The 20,581-nt window shown below is 61.3% G+C and carries 15 protein-coding genes and 1 tRNA gene; 9 read left to right on the forward strand and 7 right to left on the reverse strand.

Features of this window, described 5'->3' with window-relative positions; genetic code table 11:
- Position 1 precedes the first annotated feature (1 nt).
- Both ACCQ09_RS08400 and ACCQ09_RS08405 read right to left on the reverse strand, forming a co-directional pair.
- Positions 2-1,018, reverse strand: coding sequence for a phage major capsid protein, P2 family (locus ACCQ09_RS08400; RefSeq protein WP_040942467.1), 1,017 nt, complete (start codon positions 1,016-1,018; stop codon positions 2-4).
- Between the two features lie 46 nt (positions 1,019-1,064).
- Positions 1,065-1,907 (reverse strand): GPO family capsid scaffolding protein, encoded by an 843-nt coding sequence (locus tag ACCQ09_RS08405; RefSeq protein WP_040942468.1) that lies wholly within the window; start codon positions 1,905-1,907, stop codon positions 1,065-1,067.
- A 142-nt stretch (positions 1,908-2,049) separates the two neighbouring features.
- Between ACCQ09_RS08405 and ACCQ09_RS08410 the strand changes: the two genes are divergently transcribed.
- The 5 genes from ACCQ09_RS08410 to ACCQ09_RS08430 all read left to right on the forward strand — a co-directional run bounded on the left by ACCQ09_RS08410 (position 2,050) and on the right by ACCQ09_RS08430 (position 7,122).
- Complete coding sequence (locus ACCQ09_RS08410) at positions 2,050-3,813, forward strand: terminase ATPase subunit family protein (protein WP_197708557.1); 1,764 nt, start codon at positions 2,050-2,052, stop codon at positions 3,811-3,813.
- Positions 3,813-4,826 (forward strand): phage portal protein, encoded by a 1,014-nt coding sequence (locus ACCQ09_RS08415; protein ID WP_040942470.1) that lies wholly within the window; start codon positions 3,813-3,815, stop codon positions 4,824-4,826. The genes ACCQ09_RS08410 and ACCQ09_RS08415 overlap by 1 nt, the downstream gene beginning before the upstream one ends.
- 25 nt (positions 4,827-4,851) lie before the next feature.
- Positions 4,852-5,097 carry a Com family DNA-binding transcriptional regulator gene (locus ACCQ09_RS08420; protein WP_040942471.1) on the forward strand — a complete coding sequence of 82 codons (246 nt, stop codon included), beginning with the start codon at positions 4,852-4,854 and terminating at the stop codon, positions 5,095-5,097.
- Entirely contained in the window at positions 5,015-5,737 is a 723-nt protein-coding gene (locus tag ACCQ09_RS08425; RefSeq protein WP_040942472.1) for a DNA-methyltransferase, read from the forward strand. The genes ACCQ09_RS08420 and ACCQ09_RS08425 overlap by 83 nt, the downstream gene beginning before the upstream one ends.
- A gap of 347 nt (positions 5,738-6,084) precedes the next feature.
- Positions 6,085-7,122 (forward strand): hypothetical protein, encoded by a 1,038-nt coding sequence (locus ACCQ09_RS08430; protein ID WP_040942473.1) that lies wholly within the window; start codon positions 6,085-6,087, stop codon positions 7,120-7,122.
- A 99-nt stretch (positions 7,123-7,221) separates the two neighbouring features.
- Here the strand turns inward: ACCQ09_RS08430 and ACCQ09_RS08435 are convergent, their stop codons facing one another.
- From ACCQ09_RS08435 to ACCQ09_RS08455, 5 genes are all read right to left on the reverse strand, one after another.
- Positions 7,222-7,965 carry a hypothetical protein gene (locus ACCQ09_RS08435; protein WP_040942474.1) on the reverse strand — a complete coding sequence of 248 codons (744 nt, stop codon included), beginning with the start codon at positions 7,963-7,965 and terminating at the stop codon, positions 7,222-7,224.
- Positions 7,898-11,854, reverse strand: coding sequence for a hypothetical protein (locus tag ACCQ09_RS08440; RefSeq protein ID WP_237384657.1), 3,957 nt, complete (start codon positions 11,852-11,854; stop codon positions 7,898-7,900). Before ACCQ09_RS08440 ends, ACCQ09_RS08435 begins: the two co-directional genes overlap by 68 nt.
- 41 nt (positions 11,855-11,895) lie before the next feature.
- Positions 11,896-12,534, reverse strand: coding sequence for an imm11 family protein (locus ACCQ09_RS08445; RefSeq protein ID WP_080640323.1), 639 nt, complete (start codon positions 12,532-12,534; stop codon positions 11,896-11,898).
- 947 nt (positions 12,535-13,481) lie between these two features.
- Positions 13,482-14,584, reverse strand: a protein-coding gene (locus tag ACCQ09_RS08450) for an IS3-like element IS1404 family transposase (protein WP_100101058.1) whose coding sequence is annotated in 2 segments (ribosomal slippage) — positions 13,482-14,326 and positions 14,326-14,584 — 1,104 coding nt in all. Because the reading frame shifts where the segments join, the coding sequence is not laid out codon by codon here.
- 655 nt (positions 14,585-15,239) lie between these two features.
- Complete coding sequence (locus ACCQ09_RS08455; RefSeq protein WP_040941085.1) at positions 15,240-15,791, reverse strand: GspH/FimT family pseudopilin; 552 nt, start codon at positions 15,789-15,791, stop codon at positions 15,240-15,242.
- A 139-nt stretch (positions 15,792-15,930) separates the two neighbouring features.
- Between ACCQ09_RS08455 and uvrB the strand changes: the two genes are divergently transcribed.
- From uvrB to ACCQ09_RS08475, 4 genes are all read left to right on the forward strand, one after another.
- Positions 15,931-17,952, forward strand: coding sequence for an excinuclease ABC subunit UvrB (gene uvrB / locus ACCQ09_RS08460; protein ID WP_040941086.1), 2,022 nt, complete (start codon positions 15,931-15,933; stop codon positions 17,950-17,952).
- Positions 17,953-18,050: 98 nt separating this feature from the next.
- A tRNA-Val gene (locus ACCQ09_RS08465) sits at positions 18,051-18,125 on the forward strand.
- 401 nt (positions 18,126-18,526) lie between these two features.
- Entirely contained in the window at positions 18,527-18,769 is a 243-nt protein-coding gene (locus ACCQ09_RS08470; RefSeq protein ID WP_040941087.1) for a hypothetical protein, read from the forward strand.
- A 33-nt stretch (positions 18,770-18,802) separates the two neighbouring features.
- Positions 18,803-20,476 carry a type IV secretory system conjugative DNA transfer family protein gene (locus ACCQ09_RS08475; RefSeq protein ID WP_012437989.1) on the forward strand — a complete coding sequence of 558 codons (1,674 nt, stop codon included), beginning with the start codon at positions 18,803-18,805 and terminating at the stop codon, positions 20,474-20,476.
- The last annotated feature ends 105 nt before the right edge of the window (positions 20,477-20,581 follow it).

A 20,581-nucleotide genomic window follows, 5' to 3' on the forward strand; every position in this document is an offset into this window, starting at 1 on the left:
CTTAGGCCTCGATCTCGATGTGCTCGACCACGCAGCCCAGGCCATAGTCTTCGACCACGTAGGCATCGTTGGAGGACTCGTAGTTCTCGATGCGATCGCGCGCCGGCACTTCCTGGATGTAACGACGACGGCCGCCGGTCTGGTAGTAGATCGACAGGTTCGCAAGCGAAGTGACCATCAACGCGCCGTCGGGCAGGTACGGCACCTCGGCCACCTGCAGGCCGCCGACGCGGCGCTGGGTCAAGATTAGGTCGGTGGCGATCTTCTCGCTGGCCGCCTGGTCCTTGTTGACCATCGGGAAATACTTGTCGTGCATCAGGTCACGGCCGAGCACGACCACCAGGCTCGGATCCTTGCGGTGCCACGGATCCAGCAGGTTGCTCACCACATCGAACACCAGCGCGTCGAGATTGCGGTAGTCCGCGCCATCGCCAGCGCCGATGACCATCTTGCCGGCCGTCTTGCCGCTCGCCAGCACGCGCTGGGCAGCGTTGGTGCGGTACTGCTGCAGCCAGCCGATGTTGACGTCTTCCAGCAGCGGGAATGCGGCGCGGTCGGTGTCGGCAGCCGCATGGGTACCGTTGAAGCCGATCTGCAGACGGTCCAGTGCCTGACGCTTGACGATGGCATCGCGCAAGCGCGCCTGGAAGTCCGGGAACTTGGCCCACGCATCGAGCAGCGCATACGGGATCGCGGTGTCGAAGTCGGTCTTCTTGGCGACGTACTCGTTCTTGTCGAGCGCGGCGACGTTGCGCGGGGTGCGGGTCTTGCCGGCGCCGGTGTCGGTGCGGCTGGCGATGCTGCCAGTGACGCCGATGCCCACCTTCTGGCCGGACAATTCGTCCACCGGAATGATGTTGATCTTGGACAGGAACTCGCTGGATTCCTGCATGCGCGTTTCCAGCTTCTGCTGCACGGTCGGATCGACCGCGAAGGAATGGAAGGCGGAGGTGATGCCGTTGAGCTTGGCGATCTGCTCGGCAAACTGATTGAACTGCAGGCGGGTAGCGTTTTGCATGGTGGCTCCGAAGGTGGGGCGCTGGCGGCGTGTGTGTGGTGTGGGATCAGCAGTCGGTCAGCACAGCGGCGCAGCCGCCGGTGACCACCGGTCGTGCGGGCTGTGCGGGGTCGGGCTGCTGTGACAGCGACTCGCGCAGCTGTGCCAGGTCGTTTGCCAGCTGCTCGTGCTTGGTCTTCTGCTCGGCGTGTTCGGCCTGCAGGCGGTTGAAGCGTTCGTCCTGGCCGCGCACGTGCTCGGCGATCTCTTCAACGCCTTCGCCGAGGTCTGCGAACTGCTCGGGCGTGATGCCGGTGGCGTCTTCGCTTTTGAGCGCGGTGCGAATCCGGCTCAGCAGGCTGGCGACCGGGCCTTCGCTGATCTCGCTAAATTCCAGCGCGGTTTCTTCGGCAACGGTGAAAAGGTTGCCCGGTGACTGCTTGCGATCGGCCAGCGGATTGGCGTCGGGGTTTTGGCTGGCGAAGCTGAGCATGGAGGTGCCCAGGCTGGCCGGCGAATCGGTCACGGCCAGGCCGACCAGATACGCCTTACCGGTGTTGGCGAACTTCTCCTGCGCCTCGATGCTGGTGTAGAGCTTCTGCTTGGACTTGTTGATCGTGATCAGGTCGGCGGTCGGCTCGATCTGTGCAAACAACGCCAGACGCTTGGCACCATCGATCTCCACCTCTTCCGCCTTGACCGCGGTGACATCGCCATACGCACGGAACGGCGAGTCCGGCAGCAGGCTGCGCATGTGCTCGATCCAGATGCGCGCACCGTAGGTCTCGCGGTTGTAGGTGGCGGCCATGTCGTCGATCCAGCTGCGCTGAATCGTGCGGCCATCGGTGGTGGCGCCTTCGACGGCCACGCGGAACCAGTTGGAACGGAACTTCTTGGCCTTGGCCGACATGGGTGTCCTCTGCGCTGGATGCGTTTGCGATGACCCATGGTCAAACGCGACGCACAACGCAGCAACGCAATCACCGTGTAAACCAGGCGATTACGCGTCGTTGAACTGTCGGGATTAAGAGGTGGGCTGCACCCTGGTCGGCATGCAAAGCGTTGCCACCCAGCTCCCGATGGACACCCGCAGACAGGCCAAGTTCCTGTACTGGATGGGATGGCGCGTGACCGAAATTGCGCAGGCCATCGGCGAGAACGAGAAGACTGTACACAGCTGGAAGTCGCGTGACGAGTGGGATCGCGCAGACAACGTTGAGCGCATCGGTGGCGCACTGGAAGCGCGCCTGGTCGTGCTGATCATGAAGCCGGAAAAGTCCGGCGGCGACTTCAAAGAAATCGATCTGCTGCATCGGCAGCTGGAGCGCCAGGCGCGCATCCAGCGCTACCAGGGAGGCGGCAACGAAGCCGATCTTAATCCGGCTGTGGCGAATCGCAACGCTGCGCCAAAGAAAAAACCCAAGCGCAACGACTTCACTGAAGAACAGGTCGAACAGCTAACCACCGCGTTCATCGACGGCTGCTTCGATTACCAGCGCGATTGGTACCGGGCCGGCAACGAACGTACCCGCATCATCCTCAAGTTGCGCCAGATCGGTGCCACGTTCTACTTCGCTCGCGAGGCGCTGATCGACGCGCTCACCACCGGGCGCAATCAGATCTTCCTCAGCGCTTCCAAGGCGCAGGCGCATCTGTTTCGCGGCTACATGCAGCAGTTCGTGCGCGAGACGATCGACGAGACGCTCTCCGGCGGTGACAGCATCGTGTTTCCCAACGGCGCCGAGCTGTTTTTCCTGGGCACCAATGCGCGCACCGCCCAGGGCTACCACGGCAATTTCTACTTCGACGAGTTCTTCTGGACCTACGGGTTCAACGAATTGAACAAGGTCGCCAGCGGCATGGCGATGCACAAGAAGTGGCGCAAGACCTACTTCAGCACGCCATCGAGCATGGCCCATGAGGCCTACACGTTCTGGACCGGCGAACGCCGCAACAAGGGCAAGCCGGCTGCGCAGAGGATCCAGATTGATGTTTCGCATGACGCGCTGGCCGGTGGGCGCCGCTGCCAGGATCGCGCGTGGCGGCAGATCGTCAACATCCTCGACGCCCAGCGCCGTGGCTGCGACCTGTTCGACATCGACGAGCTGCGCGAGGAATACAGCCCGGACGCCTTCGCAAACCTGTTGATGTGCGAGTTCGTCGACGACGGCGCCAGCATCTTCCCGTTGGCGATGCTGCAGCCGTGCATGGTCGATAGCTGGGTCGAATGGGGCCAGGACTACAAACCGTTCGCCGCGCGCCCCTACGGCGATCGCGCGGTGTGGATCGGCTACGACCCTGCCGAGACAGGCGACACCGCCGGCCTGGTCGTGGTCGCGCCACCGCAGCAGCCGGGCGGCAAGTTCCGACTGCTGGAGCGCATCCAGTTCCGGGGCATGGACTTTGCCAAGCAAGCGGCCGAGATCGAGCGCATCACGCGCCGCTACTGGGTGACCTACATCGGCATCGACACCACCGGCATGGGCAGCGGCGTGGCGCAGCTGGTGAAGCAGTTCTTCCCGAATCTGGTCACCTTCAGCTACTCGCCCGAGGTCAAGACACGCCTGGTGCTCAAGGCGTTCGATGTGATCCACAACGGGCGGCTGGAGTTCGACGCCGGCTGGACCGACGTGGCGCAGTCGTTGATGGCCATCCGCAAGACCATGACGGCCAGCGGCCGGCAATCCACCTTCACCGCCGGCCGCTCGGAAGAGACCGGCCACGCGGACCTGGCGTGGGCACTGTTCCACGCGCTGCAGAACGAACCGCTGGAAGGGCGCACCGCGCGCAACTCCGGCTTCATGGAGATCTCTTGATGTTGACCGACCAGCTGCCCGCTGCCGAGCCTGCGCAGGCCACACGTGCCGAGGCCTTCACCTTCGGCGACCCGACGCCGGTGCTCGATGGGCGCGGGGTGCTGGACTATCTGGAGTGCTGGCAGAACGGCCGCTGGTACGAGCCGCCGGTAGCGCTGGATGGTCTGTCAAAGACCACCCGCAGCAATCCGTTTCTGCAGTCCGGGCTGATCTTCAAGCGCAACATGCTGGCGCGCACCTTCAAGCCACATCGGCTGCTGACGCGCGAGGCCTTCGAGCAGCTATCGCTGGACTGGATCACGTTGGGCAATGGCTACCTTGAGCGCCGCCGCAACCGCATGGGCGGTGCCCTGTCGCTGGCTGCCCCGTTGTCCAAGTACATGCGGCGCGGCATCACTGAGGGCGAGTACTTCCAAGTGCGCACCTGGCACGACGAACACGTGTTCGAGCCGGGCAGCGTGTTCCAGCTGCGCGAGGCCGATGTTGATCAAGAACTCTACGGCCTGCCCGAGTGGATGCCGGCGATGCAGTCCGCGCTGCTCAATGAGTCGGCCACGCTGTTCCGCCGCAAGTACTACAACAATGGCTCGCACGCCGGTTTCATCCTGTATCTGACCGACCCGCAGCAAAGCCAGGAAGACGTGGACGCGCTGCGCAACGCCATGAAGGGCGCTAAGGGGCCAGGCAACTTCCGCAATCTGTTCCTGTATTCGCCCGGCGGCAACAAGGACGGCCTGAAGCTGATCCCGGTCAGCGAGGTGGCGGCCAAGGACGAGTTCAGCGGCATCAAGGGCATCACCCGCGACGACATGCTGGCCGCGCTGCGGATCCCGCCGCAACTCATGGGCATCGTGCCGCAGAACGCAGGCGGCTTCGGGTCGATCCGTGAGGCCGCTGCCGTGTGGGCCGCCAACGAACTCGAACCGCTGCAGGCGCGCATGTTGAAGATCAACGACTGGGTGGGCGATGAGGTGATCGCCTTCACCCCCTACGCGCCGCCAGCGGCCGCGTAATCCTTTCCCACCGCAAGACCACGCAATGCTCAAGAACCTCCGTTGTGGCGAATGCGCCCGCCTGCTCTGCAAGGCCGGCGCATTCGATGAAATCCAGATCAAGTGCCCGCGCTGCGGCACGCTCAATCACCTGAAGGCCGAGAGCCTCACCTCCGATCGCCGCGAGCGAATCCAAGAAGGCTCTCACCATGAAAAACCAGCTGCTCCAGGGCGACGCCCTGACTATCCTGCCCACGCTCGAAGCCAATTCGTTCGACGCGCTGATCACTGATCCGCCGTATGCCAGCGGCGGTCTAACTGCTGCGGCACGGGCCAAGCCGCCATCGCAGAAGTACGTCCAAGGCGGTGGCGCGCAACTGCATGCCGACTTTGTCGGCGACGAACGCGACCAGCGCTCACACCTGAAGTGGATGCACCTGTGGCTGTCCGAGTGCGCGCGCGTGCTCAAGGATGGCGCGCCGGTGCTGCTGTTCACCGACTGGCGGCAGCTGCCGCTGACCACCGACGCGCTGCAGATCGCCGGCTTCACCTGGCGCGGCATCACAGTCTGGGACAAGACCGAAGGCGTACGGCCGCAACTGGGGCGCTTCCGCAACCAGGCCGAATACATCGTGTGGGGCAGCAAGGGCAACATGCCGCTGGATCGTCGTGCGCCGGTGCTGCCTGGTGTTATCCGTGAGTCGGTACGCAAAGCCGACAAGCATCACCTGACCGGCAAGCCCACTGAATTGATGCGGCAGCTGGTGCGGATCTGTGAGGCGGGTGGGCGTGTGCTTGATCCGTTTGCTGGATCTGGTACGACGTTGGTCGCCGCATATTTGGAGGGCTTCGAGTCCCTAGGGATCGAGATGATCGATCAGTACGCCGCCGTGCCCCGTGATCGCCTGGAGAAAACGCAGCCGCTCGAATAAAAGGCTAAGAGCCGCCCATACATGGGCGGCTTTTTACTACCACTTCGTAGAGAAATGTCTAGGGGCTACTTAGAGATTTCCGAAATATATAGTTCATCCATTTGTGCAGTCGGATCAAGTCGCCTTGCGCCTGGCTCCCTTGACGCGCGATCTTTTTTTCTGCGTTGGAATATGGCCCTTTCCTTAGTCTTAGTCTCGGAACCACTTGGCAGGAGTGTGATCGAGCCGAAAGTATGGCTTAGCCATTTCGCTATTACTTCGTCGATGTATCTGCTGCTTCTGATTTGAGTGAGGCCTCCTCTTATAACGGAGGATGATCGTTAACTCCGAACTAACAAGAAATTAACATGAAAATTAAATCGAAATATCTATTCGCCGCTTGTATCGTAGGTTGCGCGGCTAACGCAGGGGCGGCTACGCAGGTCTCCGCGATCAATCACGCTGGCCGCGCTGAGGCTATGTCTGCATGGGAAACGACCCTGAGGCAAGAAATTCCAGCGATGACGGGCTGCTTCATTTCGACTTTTCCTGACATGGGCTGGAAGGCGGTGCGCTGCGAGGCACCGCCGAAGGTAGTCATGGGGTCGCAGCACCTTGCCAATGACAAGGGTCGTACCACAATGGCCACCGACAGGGCGTTCATCACCGGTAACGGCAGCGATTATGCAGCGCGCTCAAGTAGGCTAACCCGCTCGGCGGTCGGTTCGTTCCCTAGCGTGAGCGGAGTGACCACCGGCGTGGTTCAATATTCTCTTCAGATTAATACCGACAATGCCAGTAATCCCGCCGCCTGCGCGCAGTTTGGTTTTTCCTCATGCAAGACCTGGCAACAGTACGTTTACTCCAGCGACTCAGATGAGAATTCCAGTAACGGTTTTCAGCCGGTTATCTTTATCGAAAGCTGGGTCTATGCGGACAGTTCCTCGGAGTACGACGCGGTAGGTTGCCCATCCGGCTGGGATGCGTACGAAGGTAATGCCTGCGTTATCAACAGCGACTCGGTGACGGTGCCTCTGGTGCCAGTGTCGGGCATTGGCGGCGTCAAGCTGACAGGTTCGGCAACCTCAGGGGGCGTGGACACCTTGACGTTCTCGGTGAATGGAAGAGCCTATAGCGTGAGCCAGAGCGCTTCTACAGTGAACATCAACAAGATCTGGCGCCAGTCCGAATTCAACGTCTTCGGTAACGGCGCCAACACCCAAACAGTGTCGTTCAACCCAGGCTCGCGTGTCTCGGTGAATTTAGCCGTAAATGATGGCACGACAAATGCCCCGGCCTGTCTGGGCGATGCCGGCACCACATTCGAGCAGAACAACCTGACGCGCGGTAGCTGTACCTCCTTTGGCGGTACGTCTCCGGGCATCAGCTTCCCCCAAAGCAACTAATTGTTTACGGCTGGGGAGGTTCCGACCTCCCCAGGCGTTCTTATTGCACCGGAATCTAACTACGTCGGAACGGGATGGTTGCCTTAGATATTGCGCCGCTCAGTGGGTCGCATCTGAGCGCAGGTTGATTAGGCGATACTGCCCGCGATCGCCATAGCGCGCTCCTTTCTTGTCGATCTCGGCGCATAGCCTGTCCTTGCCACAGGCAACGAGATTGGCACGAGCGACACGATCTAAAAAGGTGATTTCCGCCCTGAGTTTGGCGGCTTCAGCGACAGCCGCTTTTGTACTGTAGAGCGCGTAGCCGGCGACGACCACGCTGATGACACCCGCCACCAGCAGGGCAATCGATGCGATCCACATGCGCCGCATTGTCGTTGTTTCCAGGGAGCGCTGTGCGTGTGCATAGCGCTGGGTGGCCTGCTGAACCGCCTGCTCTGCATTTGCCATCTTCTTGTTAAATCGCTCTGCCGCCGGTTCCAGCGTCTGCGTCAGCGCCTGATTGCTCAATTGCGTCAGCCGGGGAAGTGCGTTTTCCACGACGCGATTGACGCGCTGATCGGCACTGTTGACGGCGCTCTGCAGAAGCTGCAGCTGCTCCCGGACCAGATCGTCCAATGCGTGCTCGCGGCGCTGCAGCGTCCCGATCATCGCCGCCAGGGCCTGGATCGATTCTTTTAGGGTGCGTTCCGACCCGTTGACATCGGGCAGCGCGGAGGTGTTCTGCATGTCCATAGTGTTCTCTCGATGATTCAACTTGCTACACGTGTTCCGGCTATCCACCACCACCACCACCACCACCACCGCCGCCGCCGCCGCCGCCATCTCCGCCACCACCGCCATCACCCTGCGGACCTTGCATCGCCGGTCCGTTGGCGAACTGCGGCAGTGTCATCACCATCACCGGGCCACGGCTGGTCTGCACCTCTGTCGAGACGTCCATGTTCAGTGCCTGGCGCGTACTCGCCTGCTCCTGGGCTTCCTGCATCGCCTGGGCATCCAAAAATTCGTGCCCTTGTTTGGCAAGTGCCTGGCTGTAGGGACTGTTGGCGACTCGTTTCAAGGCCTGTTCGATCGCCAGTTCGTTCTTGCAGTCGATGGCGTACAGCAACTCGTCCACATCCGGATCGCCAGTGATGTTCTTGCGCTGGGGCTGCGGCCGATCTTCCTGCTCGCCAGCGGCAAGAGACTGTGGCGCGGTGTCTGCCGGCGGGGCGCGTGGTGGTCTCAGTCCAGAGGGGCCATCCGGATCGTACCCATCACGCAATTCCAACTCGGTAAACGGCCGTTCGCCACGGTCCACGCGCGCCTGCCGCGCTTCTGCGACGCGGTTTTCTGTTTCGAGATCCTGTTCGAGTTGGATGCGCAGCTCACGCATGGAGCGCTCTATTTCCTCCCAGGAGTTCGGATCGACGGGCACAGCAGCAGGACGGTCATGCTCATCTGCCAAGGACGCGGAAAGCGGCTCGCGCGCATCGGCCCCGCCCTCGGAGCCGCCAGCGGTCGGCATTTCCAGCGATGGCCCTGTCGCTTGCGCCAGGTGTGCGGACACTGGCAACGCTGCAGGGGGATCTGGTGCTTTCGGTGCTTGAGCCGTTGGAATGAGCGCCTGCTGATCGTCGCGGTGTTCTGCGGCGACCGGCGTGGCGAGCGATGGCGCGTAAGGCGGGGTCGCCGCCTGGGCCAGGCGCGCGTCCGCCGGTTGCTCGGGCTGCTGGGCAGGTGCATTTTGCTGCGCATCCGAGGCTTGCGCCGTCATCGGCTGTTGGCCGCTGTGCAGGTCCGCAACCTGCTGCTGATCTGCCGGCGCTGTCTGCGCGATCGCCGCGTTCTGCGCTGTCCGCTGCTGGACTTCCTGCGGGCGCTCTTCTTGCGCTTGTTGGCTTTCCAGCTGCTGCTGCGCTACGTGGGATGCATGTGCTTGCGCAGGCTCTGCCAGCTGCTCCTGGGTCCGTTGGGTGACGTCATCCGGGGTAGACCGCTGCTCGGGCTGGCGCGGCGCCGTGTCTTGCGCATGGAGCGAAGACGGCTCGCGCGAGACGGCTTCCTGTGCCGGCTCCGGCTCGCGTTGTGGAGCCGCTTGGGCGTGCAGCGGCTGTTGCTGGGAATGTTGCGCATCCTGCGCCTGCAGGCGTTCCTGCTGGCTCTGCTGGGCGTCCTGGGCCTGGCGTGTTTCCTGCTCGCGCTGCTGCGTCTCCTGGGCCTGCTGCTGCGCTTGTTCGCGCTGTTGGGCGTCGTGCGCCTGCTGCTGGACTTGTTCGCGTTGCTGGGCAGCCTGTGTCTGGCGTTCTTGCTGCTCCAACTGTTGCGATTCTTGCCGGCGAAGTTCCTGCAGTGCATGCGCCTGCAGCGCCTGAGCGTCCTGCGCTCGGTCTTCGTGCGAGGTTTGCTCCTGCAGCGTGTGCGCGCGTACCTGCGCCAGCTGCTGGTCTTGCGCTTGCCGGTCCTCCTGCTGCCGTTCCTGACGCTCCTGCGCGGCGCTGGCCGCCTGGCCCCGCGCCTGCACGTCGAGCGCATGCTGGTTGGAGGGTGCGGAAGACGACGTGTCCGCATCTGCGGATCCGTCCGATGAGCGAGGCGCCGAGGCCAGCTGCTGTATCGGCAGGGCTGTGTTCTGCCGCGCCTGCACCTCCTGTAGTGCCTGGCGGATGTCCTCGGTGCTGGTGACTGCTGCAATACGCTCTACGCCATCGGGCCCGCGTTGCAGATGCGCAATCGGGCTATCGGCGCCGAAGCTTCCACCAGGGCCGCGCTGCAACTGCATCGCACCATCGCCCGCAAGTCCCTCTGCCTCGCGGGTGCGCTGAGTCGCCAGTTCGATCGCTTCACGCCATTGCGGCTGCAACTCGGTGCCGACAATGCGATAGCGGTAGAGCGTCTGCTCGCCTTGTACGTCCTGCGGAGACTGCCGGATGGTGGCAATGGCCTGCGCCTGCTCGGCCAGTGCCGGTTGCAGCATCGCGCGCGTGGTCTCCAGTTCCAGCACGCGGTTGCCATCGGGTGGGGCGCCGTTGCTGGTCCACTGGCCTTCGATGTTGCGGTAGTAGTGCTGGCCGTTCGAGGCGGTCAACGCATCCGGGTCGGGCAACGCCTGCAGCACTGCTGGCGACATCGGCAGCCCGTCGGCGGCCCAGCCGCTTCGGTGATGTGCCAGCTCATAGCGCGCGGCGATCGCGCCCGGACTGTTGGCGATGTTGCGCGCGATGACGTCCTGCGCCTGCGCGTCCAGTTCAGCCGCGCGGGGTGGCAAGGCTGTCTCCTGCAGGTAGCTGCCGCGATCGTTGGCGCCGGAAATCTCGGTTTTGACCTGGCGATGCCACTGGCCGTCCGATGCATCACGCCGCCAGTCGGCAGTGCTCAGGCTTGGCCGGTCTGTGGGGTTGGCAGGCTGGCGATACGGATCAGCGGGCGCGGGCGCATCCTTGAGGGCTAGCGCTGCGGCGGCGTTGGTGGCTTGGTAATCGAGTTCGCGGGCCTTCTCATAGCTGGCGACGATTGGAGTGGCGGTCGGGTTGTTCACTCCGTCGCGGGTGGTGTCGGCAATGCCCTCGCGTGCCCAGGCGCGGCCATCGAACGACCAGTGCGTCCCGTCGCGATCGGTCTGCTGGTAGATGGTGCGGTTGTCGAGCAACTCGGCGGCTTTTTCGCCGGCCTTGGTCATGAAATAGGCATCGGCCGCGATCAGCACCATCGGCCCCGCGCCCGAGCTACCCAGCGCGTAGGCAGCAGCAGTACCGCCGGCCCAGCCACCGACATTGCGGCCGGCGAAATGCGCCAGCTCCGATTGCGCGGCGAGCGGGTTGTCCTGGCCGAGGAAGCGTGTGGCGCGCTGACCGGTGACGGCGGTATCGGCGGCGGTGGCGAGCAGGCCGGCGCTGCGTAGTGCCTGGCCTGCCGACAAGTCGCCTGCTAGCAGCTCTGCAGTGGCGAAGCCGCGTTGCGACAGCGGCGTATATTGCGGCGATACGGCGCCCGCTACTTGGCGAATGCTGCGAGCAGCACCGCCGATGGTTGGCGTGTCATCCAACACCTGCCGGACCAACGCCGCATTGGACTCGGATAGCGTTACACGGCCGGCCTGTTCTGCGTGCGTGATCGCCAAGCGGAACTCCTCGCGCCCAGCGATCTCGCGCACAACCGGGTCGCCCGGGGCTGCGACCAGATTGGCCGAGGTGTCCTTTGCGGCGCCGATCACCGCGCCAATCCGATGCTCCGAGTGGGTGATAGCAGCCCATTCGGATTCCACCTCACTCATCGAACGCAAGGTTTTCAACTGTTCGGCATGCTCTATACCGTAATTTTTTAGATCGGCAAAAGTTCTGTGGTTCTGCGCGTTGGCTTCAATTTTGGTAAGTCGATCCGGCGTAGTCGTGAATACATCGCCGTTGATCAGGGCCACCTTCAGTGTGTCCTGTAGCTCAGATACTTGGGCCGACACTCTTTTAAGTGCAATAGGATCGCCTTCAAGCGCAGCAGTGCCCGCGCTTGTTTCAGAAAGGTTATCCAGCGTTTCGACAATCCCCTCTGTATATGAACTCCGCGTCCGGCCCCGGTGCGGCGACGTTTCAATCGCTTCAGCTAGTTTTCCATCGACAGGTAGATAGAGCCGATTTGCTGAGGCGTGTTCGTCGATTAGCCCATTTTTAACCAGCTCCACCAATAGGGGGTGTCTTTGTAAAATGCTCTGCTCTATAACATGGTGGCTTTGTAAAACGACGTTATTAGCAGGCATTTCCCCGATCCTTAAGGTGCTTGCGAAAAGCTATTGACTCACTAATCAGCAGCGTCGCAGAGCCAGACGCCGCGCGACTCGCGCGCCTTTCCAAATCCGTGTTCGATTAGCGCGTCTCGAAACAAGCGGTCGCATATGACGAGAGCTCCGTTATAGGGGGTACGGAAGACATGGGCTGAGCCCAACATATCTTTTTTAAAGGCGAGCCTGGCTCCACCCACTAGGCTGTAGTGTTTCCCTTTTGGATAGCCCTCGGTCAATATTTTTACTGTAGATGCTTCTTCGTCAAGCGCATCAATTTCTCTAATTACTTCGCAGAAATAATGTGGCGCAGCCTGCGATCCGTCATATAGGGTGAGTTCGCATTTGGCAAAAGAGAATGCCTCTGAATCAATTGATTCGAATACCTCCTTCAACGGCTCGGATACAAGCCAGTAACCCCGGAAGCTCGAATCTAAATCATTAACCATTTGATCGCGCTTACTCTGGCGCAGGCGAGGCGTATCTCTGAATTCTTTAATTCCGCCGCCAGATTCATCGAGACTCATATGACTAGGGAGCGGGAAATTCTTTTCGTTTTCGAACACGACGCCATGTCCTTGGCTTCCACGCATGTCGGGCCTAAGCCGATAGAACTCGCCCTTGCGAGGCTTCTCCGCCACTTGTCTAACTTCGTTCATATTCATGGGTTCGATTGTCTCATCCATCTAGGGGCCACTGGCAGGCAGGCCACCGCAATCATCCTGCGACTGCACCGAGGCGGACATCACGAACGCCGGCAGTTATGGCAGGTGCCCTGAGGGGTCTACTCGTTAATGGTGCCTGCCTTCTGAGGTGGGCGCAGTAGGAAAACTCCGACGCCTGTGCATGCCATTGGCCCTGGCGCGCGCAATCGTCGCCCCGCCACGCCTGCGGTCTTCATGCCCCTGTTTTTCGGCAGTCCCGCACCGGCTCACCAGCCAAGCTGCTGCTGGCGCCTGCGCCGATTCTGATAGCTCGCTAATCCCTGCGGATCCCTGCGTGAGGGGCACCCTATAGCGCCTCAAGCCGCGAGGCCACATGGGCAGTCTGACCGCCAGAATTTCCAAATGACCATCGGGAACAGGTAATCAGGTAATCCCTGGCCCTTAATCTATCGCAAGCAATTGATTTTAAAGATTAATTTATGATTACCCCAGGAGGTAATTCCAGGTAATCTGCCGATCCCAAAAAAGTAATGTCATTGATTTCAAAGGGTTTTTTTAGCCTATGAGGTTACCTCCTCAGAAGGTAATCCGATTACCTCAAGATTACTCTTTAATTACCTTTGAAAAATCATCTTATTTCATTGAATTTAATGGATAAATCAAAATTTTTCTAGGCAGGTTACCTAAATTACCTCTCTCCGGTGGTCATCTGAAAAATTGAGATTGGGGCGCGATAGAGTCGCCGCCCAACCACTCGCTCACTGGATCTCCCCGCGATGTCACTGTCCCGCGATGCTCAGCAGGCGCGCCTCAATGCGCTCGACGCGGTCGGCGGGAGCCATTGGAGGCTGCTAGACCAAGGCAGGCTCGAGCTCGAGCGCGGCGCCATCTTGGCCGACAGGCACGATTCGACGTCCCCCCGCCCTGAGTAGCGGCCTGGTTTAGAGTCCGGGGTTGATGATATCGGTGTTTGCCAGATGTTGGGCATACGCAGCCGGCGTCATGCCGCCGATTGCTTTCTTGGGTCGGTCCTCGTTGTATTCGCGTCGCCAGCGTTCGATTTCGGTGCGCGCGTGCAGTAACGTCGGGAACCAGTGCTCGTTGAGGCATTCGTCGCGCAGTCGGCCGTTGAAGGATTCGACGTAGGCGTTCTGGTTCGGTTTGCCTGGCTGGATGAGCCGTAGTTGCACATTACGGGCATGCGCCCAAGCGACCATCGCCTTACCGCAAAACTCCTTGCCGTTGTCAGTGCGGATCACCTTCGGCAAACCGCGACTGTGCGCCAGTCGGTCCAGCACGCGCGTCACGCCGTGGCCCGAGATCGCGCGCTCCACTTCGATGGCGACCGCCTCGTGGGTTGCATCGTCCACGATCACCAGACACTTGATCACCCGGCCTTCGGCAGTGCGGTCGAACACAAAGTCCATCGACCACACCTGGTTGGCCTGCGATGGCCGCAGCAGCGGTTGACGCTCGCCTATTGGGACCTTCTTGCGCTTGCGGCGGCGCACTTGCAGCTGCTGCTCGCGATACAGCCGCTCCACACGCTTGTAGTTCACGATGCGCCCTTCTTGCCGCAATTTGAGATAGATCATCCCCACGCCATAGCGGCGATGGCGATGCGCCAACGCACAGATGCGTTCGCGCAGTTCGCCATTGCGATCTTCGCGCGGGCAATACCGCAGTGCACTGGCGCTCATGCCGATCACTGCCAACGCACGACGCTCGCTGGCACCACGCCCGATCCATTCGCGCACCAGCGTACGACGCGCCGGTGCGCTTACCACTTTTTTCGCAGTGCATCCTTGATCAGGTCGTTCTCGAACAACTGCTCGGCCAGCAACTTCTTCAGCCGCGCGTTCTCGGACTCCAGGTCCTTGAGCCGCTTGGCATCGGGCACGCTCATCCCACCGAACTTGCTGCGCCACAGGTAGTACGAGGCCTCGCTGAAGCCATGCCGCCGGCACAGGTCCTTGATGGCGACGCCGCTTTCGGCTTCGCGCAGAAAGCCGATGACCTGCTCGTCAGTAAAACGTTTCTTCACGTCCAATCTCCTCGGGGTAGGGAATTGGACTCCAAACTGAGGCGCTACTCAAAATTGGGGGGACGTCGGATTGCCAGCGGCACTCTTTCTATATGTTGGTAGCGGCGGCATGAGCGCGATCGATGCCGGCGATGAGCCTGCGCTGCCGCCTGGCTTCTGCTGGGACCTGGCTTGGCAGCACGCGGATGGGCCGCCCACGGCGCTTCTCTTGGAAGGTGAAGAGGTGGCCAGGATGGATCAGAGGATCACGGGCGGATGGTATGTGCTACTCGACCGCCAGAGGCCGGCTCCACCTGGCAGCCCCTTCGCGCCCCTTGTTGTTCGCAACTGCAGCAGCTTCGAGCAGGGGCGGCGTGGCACGGTCATGTGGGTCTTGCGCCACGAGGCAAGAATTCGGGCCGACGTGGCGGCCAGGATTGCCTCCCGTCCACGCCACCTGGGGACGGGCCAGTGAGCCCGGCGTAGCGGGAAAATCGCTGGGACGGCCCAATGCGCACAAGGCCTCCGGCGATTGACGCCGGGAAAAATAGCCGGTGCAACTCGTTGATATGATTGCTTAGTAGAGCTAACTGTTAATCAGGGGGTCGTTGGTTCGAGTCCAACTTCGGGCGCCAAGATGTTCAAGAAGGCCGCGACTAGTCGCGGCCTTCTTGTTTTATGTCTGCGCAGGTGCCGGACAGCTCTGCATCACTGGGTAGCGAACGGATCGTGCTCTGCCAGAGTTGTTGATCACGATGTCGGCCACTCGCTCTGACTGGATGCAGAGGCTGATCGTGGCGTTGCTGCCGCCGCTGCGACCATCAGGCATGAAGCGGATCAGCGGCCTTCCTGCTGTGCTCGTGACACTCAAGCTCTGCGTCGTCGCGTGTTGTTCAACTCTCAAGACGGACAGTGCGCTGCTTGGTTGGCCTGCGTTGGCGGGATCCGCAAAAAGGATCCACCCTGCGGACCAGTTGCTGTCTGTTCGGCACATGGTTCCATCTGAGGAGGGGCAAACGCTGATCGCAGTCCGGCGCATGATCGCCATACTTCTGGCCAATGCCAGATGTGCCGTGAGTAGGTGGACGCGGGTCTGCAACCGCTGCCGCTCGATCAGTTCGCTGAAGCTCGGCAGTGCAATTGCGGCAAGCAGGCCGAGCACTGCCATCACGATGAGTAGCTCGGTTGCCGTGTACCCTTTTGCGGGTGACTGAGGTCCTGTCTGCATCGCGCCTCTCCGTTGGCTGGAGTAGCAGTCTCTGCGGTGATTGCGTGGTGCAGCAGGGGGCTTTGGCCTGGCGTGCTGTCAGGTTTCTACCTTCAAGGACCTCCGTTGTTTCGTACTGTCCTCCCCCGAGAGTTGCTCCATGACCGACCGCTTTGAGCTCGTATCCCCGTATTCCCCAGCCGGCGACCAACCTGCGGCCATCGACAAGTTGGTGGCCAACTTCGAGGCGGGGCTGGCCAAGCAGACGCTGCTGGGGGTGACGGGTTCGGGTAAGACCTACACCATCGCCAACGTCGTGCAGCAGGTTCAGAAGCCGACCTTGGTGATGGCGCCGAACAAGACGCTGGCGGCGCAGCTGTACGGCGAGTTCAAGTCGTTTTTCCCGAACAACGCGGTGGAGTACTTCGTCAGCTATTACGATTACTACCAGCCTGAAGCGTATGTGCCGTCGTCGGACACCTTCATCGAGAAGGACAGCTCGATCAACGAGCACATCGAGCAGATGCGTCTGTCGGCGACCAAGACGCTGCTGTCGCGGCGCGACTCGTTGGTAGTGGCCACTGTTTCGGCGATCTACGGCCTCGGCGCGCCGGAAGACTATCTGTCGCTGCGCCTGATCCTCTCGATCGGCGAGCACATTGATCAGCGTCAATTGATTCGCCATCTCACCGATTTGCAGTACACGCGCAACGAGTTCGAACTCACGCGCGGCGCGTTCCGTGTGCGCGGCGAGGTGCTCGACGTGTTTCCCGCCGAGTCGGACACCGAGGCGTTGCGCATCGAACTGTTCGATGGCGACATCGAGCAACTGACGCTGTTCGATCCACTGACCGGCGAGACGCTGCGCAAGCTGCAGCGTTACACCGTGTATCCCAAGACCCATTACGCCACCACGCGCGAGCGCACCTTAAGCGCGGTCGACACCATCAAGGAAGAGCTGAAGGAGCGCTTGGAGCAGTTGTATTCGCAGAACAAGCTGGTGGAGGCGCAGCGCCTGGCGCAACGCACCCAGTTCGATCTGGAGATGATGGCGGAAGTGGGCTTCTGCAACGGCATCGAGAACTACTCGCGGCACTTGACCGGCAAGGCGCCTGGCGAGCCGCCTCCGACGTTGTTCGATTACTTGCCGCCGGATGCGCTGCTGGTGATCGACGAGTCGCACGTGACCATTCCGCAGATCGGCGCAATGTACAAGGGCGACCGCTCGCGCAAGGAAACGCTGGTGGAATTCGGCTTCCGTCTACCGTCGGCGCTGGACAATCGACCGTTGCGCTTCGAAGAATGGGAGGCGCGTTCGCCACGCAGCATCTATGTGTCGGCAACGCCGGGCCCGTACGAGCTGCGTGAATCTGCCGGCGAGATCACCGAGCTGGTGGTGCGGCCCACCGGCTTGATCGACCCGGTGGTCGAGATCCGCCCGGTAGGCACACAGGTCGACGATCTGATGTCCGAGGTGCACGAGCGCATCAAGCTGGGCGATCGCGTCTTGGTCACCACCTTGACCAAGCGCATGGCCGAAAACCTCACCGAATACCTCGGTGAGCACGGCATTCGCGTGCGCTATCTGCACTCGGACATCGACACCGTGGAGCGCGTAGAGATCATCCGCGACCTGCGCCTGGGCAAATTCGACGTGCTGGTCGGCATCAATCTATTGCGCGAAGGCCTGGACATGCCGGAGGTGTCGCTGGTTGCGATCCTGGACGCAGACAAGGAGGGCTTCCTGCGCTCCACCGGCTCGCTGATCCAGACCATCGGGCGCGCGGCGCGCAACCTGCGCGGCAAGGCGATCCTCTATGCCGACAAGATGACGCGTTCGATGCAGGCAGCCATCGACGAGACCGACCGCCGGCGTGAGAAGCAGGTTGAGTACAACCTTGAGCACGGCATCACCCCGAAGTCGGTCGCGCGGCCGATCTCCGACATCATGGAAGGCGCGCGCGAAGACGCGGCCGAGAAGAAGGCTGGCAAGGGGCGCTCGAAGTCGCGCCAGGTGGCCGAGGAGCCCGCCGACTATCGCGCGATGGGGCCTGCCGAAATTGCCGGCAAGCTCAAGGCACTCGAGCAGAAGATGTACCAGCACGCCAAGGATCTGGAATTCGAAGCGGCGGGGCAGATCCGCGACCAGATCCTGAAGCTCAAGGCGGCCAGCCTCGCGTGAGGTGCCAGCACCGCGATCGCGCACAGGGAGGGCTTGTGGCAGCCAAATCCCTGCGCTAGAATGCGCGCCCTGCACAGCGCAATGCTGACGCAGGAAACGGGCGGTTAGCTCAGCGGTAGAGCACTACCTTGACATGGTAGGGGTCACAGGTTCGAACCCTGTACCGCCCACCACTACAAGTCCAGACGGCACAGCGACTTGAGTGGTTCAACACCGGCAGCGATGGCTGCCACTGACACCAAAGTGACCCCCTGGGAACGAGTAAAGTTCTGCATGTCTGCGGGTGCTTTTATTCTGGTGACAAGCCGTCCTCTCTGGCTTTGGGCCCAGCCCAGCGCGAAAGGCGGTGTTTCATCCAACGCCTCGCGCTGGCTGGTCAAGAATGGGCTAGGGCCTGCCTCAGGCCGCAAAAAATGCGGGAAAAATCGTACTTCGTGGTATTGCGGCCGTGAACGCCTCGCACCCGCTGTGTCATGGCGAGCCCGGCCGGGCATGCGCAGCGCTGAAATCGCTTTCTCAGACGCACGTCTTGCTTTAGCATCGCCTACCGCGCTGACGGAAAGGAAGACTGGCGATGGACGAGTACCAGCACCCCGTGCTGACCAGAGGGGGCTATCGCGTTGTGGCCATCACGCGTGAAGAGGTTTATGCCGCTGACAGCGTCGTGGCTTACGCAGTGGTCACGGACGCGGGCACGCGCTTGACGCCCGACCTCTCGCTGGATCAGGCCAAAGTCTGGATCGACTCACTGGTCGAAAGCGAAGGCGGTGGGCGCAAGTCCGACTCGCTGGATCACAAGTCAACTATTCGTCGCTAAACGCTGACAGAAGCAAGCCAGGGAGAAGGGCGCGTGTCCAAGCTCAAAATCGCCGCAATCGCCACCGTGGTGACGATGCTCATCGGGTATTGCCTGTCGGGCTACCTGACGTTGCTGCTATTGCGGCTGGATACCAAGCTGTACGCGTGGGACACCTACTATCGCTACGTCAGCGCCATGGGTCTTCCGGAAGTCGCGCCGTACGTGACCAAGATCAAGTTGGCTGGGGCGTTCGGTTTCGGCCTGCCGGGGATCGTCTGGGCAATCGGCATGGTGCTGCTGGTCAAGCCCAAGCAGAAGGCGCTGCATGGCGACGCGCGCTTTGCGGGAGCTGCCGACCTCTCCAAGCATGGGCTGTTCAAGCCAAGCCCGAATGGCATCGTAGTCGGCAAGTTCAATGGCAAGTTGGTCCGGCTCAGTGGCCAGCAGTTCGTCATCCTCGCCGCGCCGACGCGCTCCGGTAAGGGCGTGGGCGTGGTCATTCCCAATCTGCTCGAGTACCAGGAATCGGTGGTGGTTCTGGACATCAAGCAGGAAAACTTCGATCTGACCAGCGGCTGGCGTGCCAGCCAGGGGCACGAGGTTTTTCTCTTCAATCCGTTTGCCGAAGATCGCCGTACGCACCGCTGGAACCCGCTCACCTACGTGTCGGCCGATCCGGCCTTCCGCGTCTCGGATCTGATGAGCATCGCCGCGATGCTGTACCCGGACGGTTCCGACGACCAGAAATTCTGGGTCAGCCAGGCGCGCAACGCGTTCATGGCGTTCTCGCTTTATCTGTTCGAAAACTGGGACGAGGAGCTGTCGCTGGGCTTCCCGGGCGGGGCAGGGGCGCCTACGTTGGGTGGAATCTACCGTCTCTCGTCGGGTGACGGCACCGACCTCAAGAAATATCTGAAGTCGCTGTCCGAACGCAGGTTCCTCAGCAGCAACGCCAAGTCGGCGTTTGCCAACATGCTGTCACAGGCGGATGAGACCTTCGCCTCCATCATGGGCACCCTGAAAGAGCCGCTCAACGCCTGGATCAATCCCGTCCTGGACGCTGCTACCAGCGCCGACGATTTCCTGCTGACGGATCTGCGCAAGAAGAAGATGACCATCTACATCGGCATCCAGCCCAACAAGCTGGCCGAGAGCCGCCTGATCATCAATCTGCTTTTCAGCCAGATCATCAACCTCAACACCCGCGAACTGCCCAAGTCCAACCCTGAGCTCAAGTACCAGTGCCTGTTGCTGATGGACGAGTTCACCTCGATCGGCAAGGTGGACATCATCTCCACCGCCGTGGCCTACATGGCCGGCTACAACATCCGTCTGCTGCCCATCATCCAGAGCATGGCGCAGCTGGACGCCACCTACGGCAAGGACCTCTCGCGCACCATCATCACCAACCACGCCCTGCAGATCCTCTACGCCCCGCGCGAGCAGCAGGACGCGAATGACTACTCCGAGATGCTGGGGTACACCACCATCAAGAAGAAGAACGTCACCAGAGGCCGTGAGACGACCCATAGCGTTTCCGAGGAGCGCCGGGCGCTGATGTTGCCGCAGGAGCTCAAGGCCATGGGCAACGAGAAGGAAGTCTTCCTATACGAAGGAATCCCGCATCCTGTGAAGTGCGACAAGATCCGCTACTACGAAGACCGGTACTTCACGGCACGGCTGCTGCCGAAAACGGATGTGAAAACGCTTTCTGTCAATGTGTGATGTTCATCACATATCGACTGAGGCCATGTACGGGTAATTCTTGACTCATGTGTCCGTTAAGGGCAAAGTTACCCAGAATTCCTGCTTTGTTGGTTTTTTGTTAAG

The sequence above is a fragment of the Xanthomonas sp. NCPPB 2586 genome (assembly GCF_041475775.2).
GTDB classification, from domain to species: Bacteria; Pseudomonadota; Gammaproteobacteria; order Xanthomonadales; family Xanthomonadaceae; genus Xanthomonas; species Xanthomonas campestris.

Bases quoted from the DNA above. Each gene is read 5' to 3' on its own strand.
- ACCQ09_RS08420 (WP_040942471.1), top strand. From the start codon at position 4,852: ATGCTCAAGAACCTCCGTTGTGGCGAATGCGCCCGCCTGCTCTGCAAG.
- ACCQ09_RS08445 (WP_080640323.1), bottom strand. From the start codon at position 12,534: ATGAACGAAGTTAGACAAGTGGCGGAGAAGCCTCGCAAGGGCGAGTTC.
- ACCQ09_RS08430 (WP_040942473.1), top strand. From the start codon at position 6,085: ATGAAAATTAAATCGAAATATCTATTCGCCGCTTGTATCGTAGGTTGC.
- ACCQ09_RS08435 (WP_040942474.1), bottom strand. From the start codon at position 7,965: ATGGCGGTGGTGGCGGAGATGGCGGCGGCGGCGGCGGCGGTGGTGGTG.
- ACCQ09_RS08415 (WP_040942470.1), top strand. From the start codon at position 3,813: ATGTTGACCGACCAGCTGCCCGCTGCCGAGCCTGCGCAGGCCACACGT.
- ACCQ09_RS08410 (WP_197708557.1), top strand. From the start codon at position 2,050: ATGCAAAGCGTTGCCACCCAGCTCCCGATGGACACCCGCAGACAGGCC.
- ACCQ09_RS08440 (WP_237384657.1), bottom strand. From the start codon at position 11,854: ATGCCTGCTAATAACGTCGTTTTACAAAGCCACCATGTTATAGAGCAG.
- ACCQ09_RS08405 (WP_040942468.1), bottom strand. From the start codon at position 1,907: ATGTCGGCCAAGGCCAAGAAGTTCCGTTCCAACTGGTTCCGCGTGGCC.
- ACCQ09_RS08470 (WP_040941087.1), top strand. From the start codon at position 18,527: ATGGACGAGTACCAGCACCCCGTGCTGACCAGAGGGGGCTATCGCGTT.
- uvrB (WP_040941086.1), top strand. From the start codon at position 15,931: ATGACCGACCGCTTTGAGCTCGTATCCCCGTATTCCCCAGCCGGCGAC.
- ACCQ09_RS08400 (WP_040942467.1), bottom strand. From the start codon at position 1,018: ATGCAAAACGCTACCCGCCTGCAGTTCAATCAGTTTGCCGAGCAGATC.
- ACCQ09_RS08455 (WP_040941085.1), bottom strand. From the start codon at position 15,791: ATGCAGACAGGACCTCAGTCACCCGCAAAAGGGTACACGGCAACCGAG.
- ACCQ09_RS08425 (WP_040942472.1), top strand. From the start codon at position 5,015: ATGAAAAACCAGCTGCTCCAGGGCGACGCCCTGACTATCCTGCCCACG.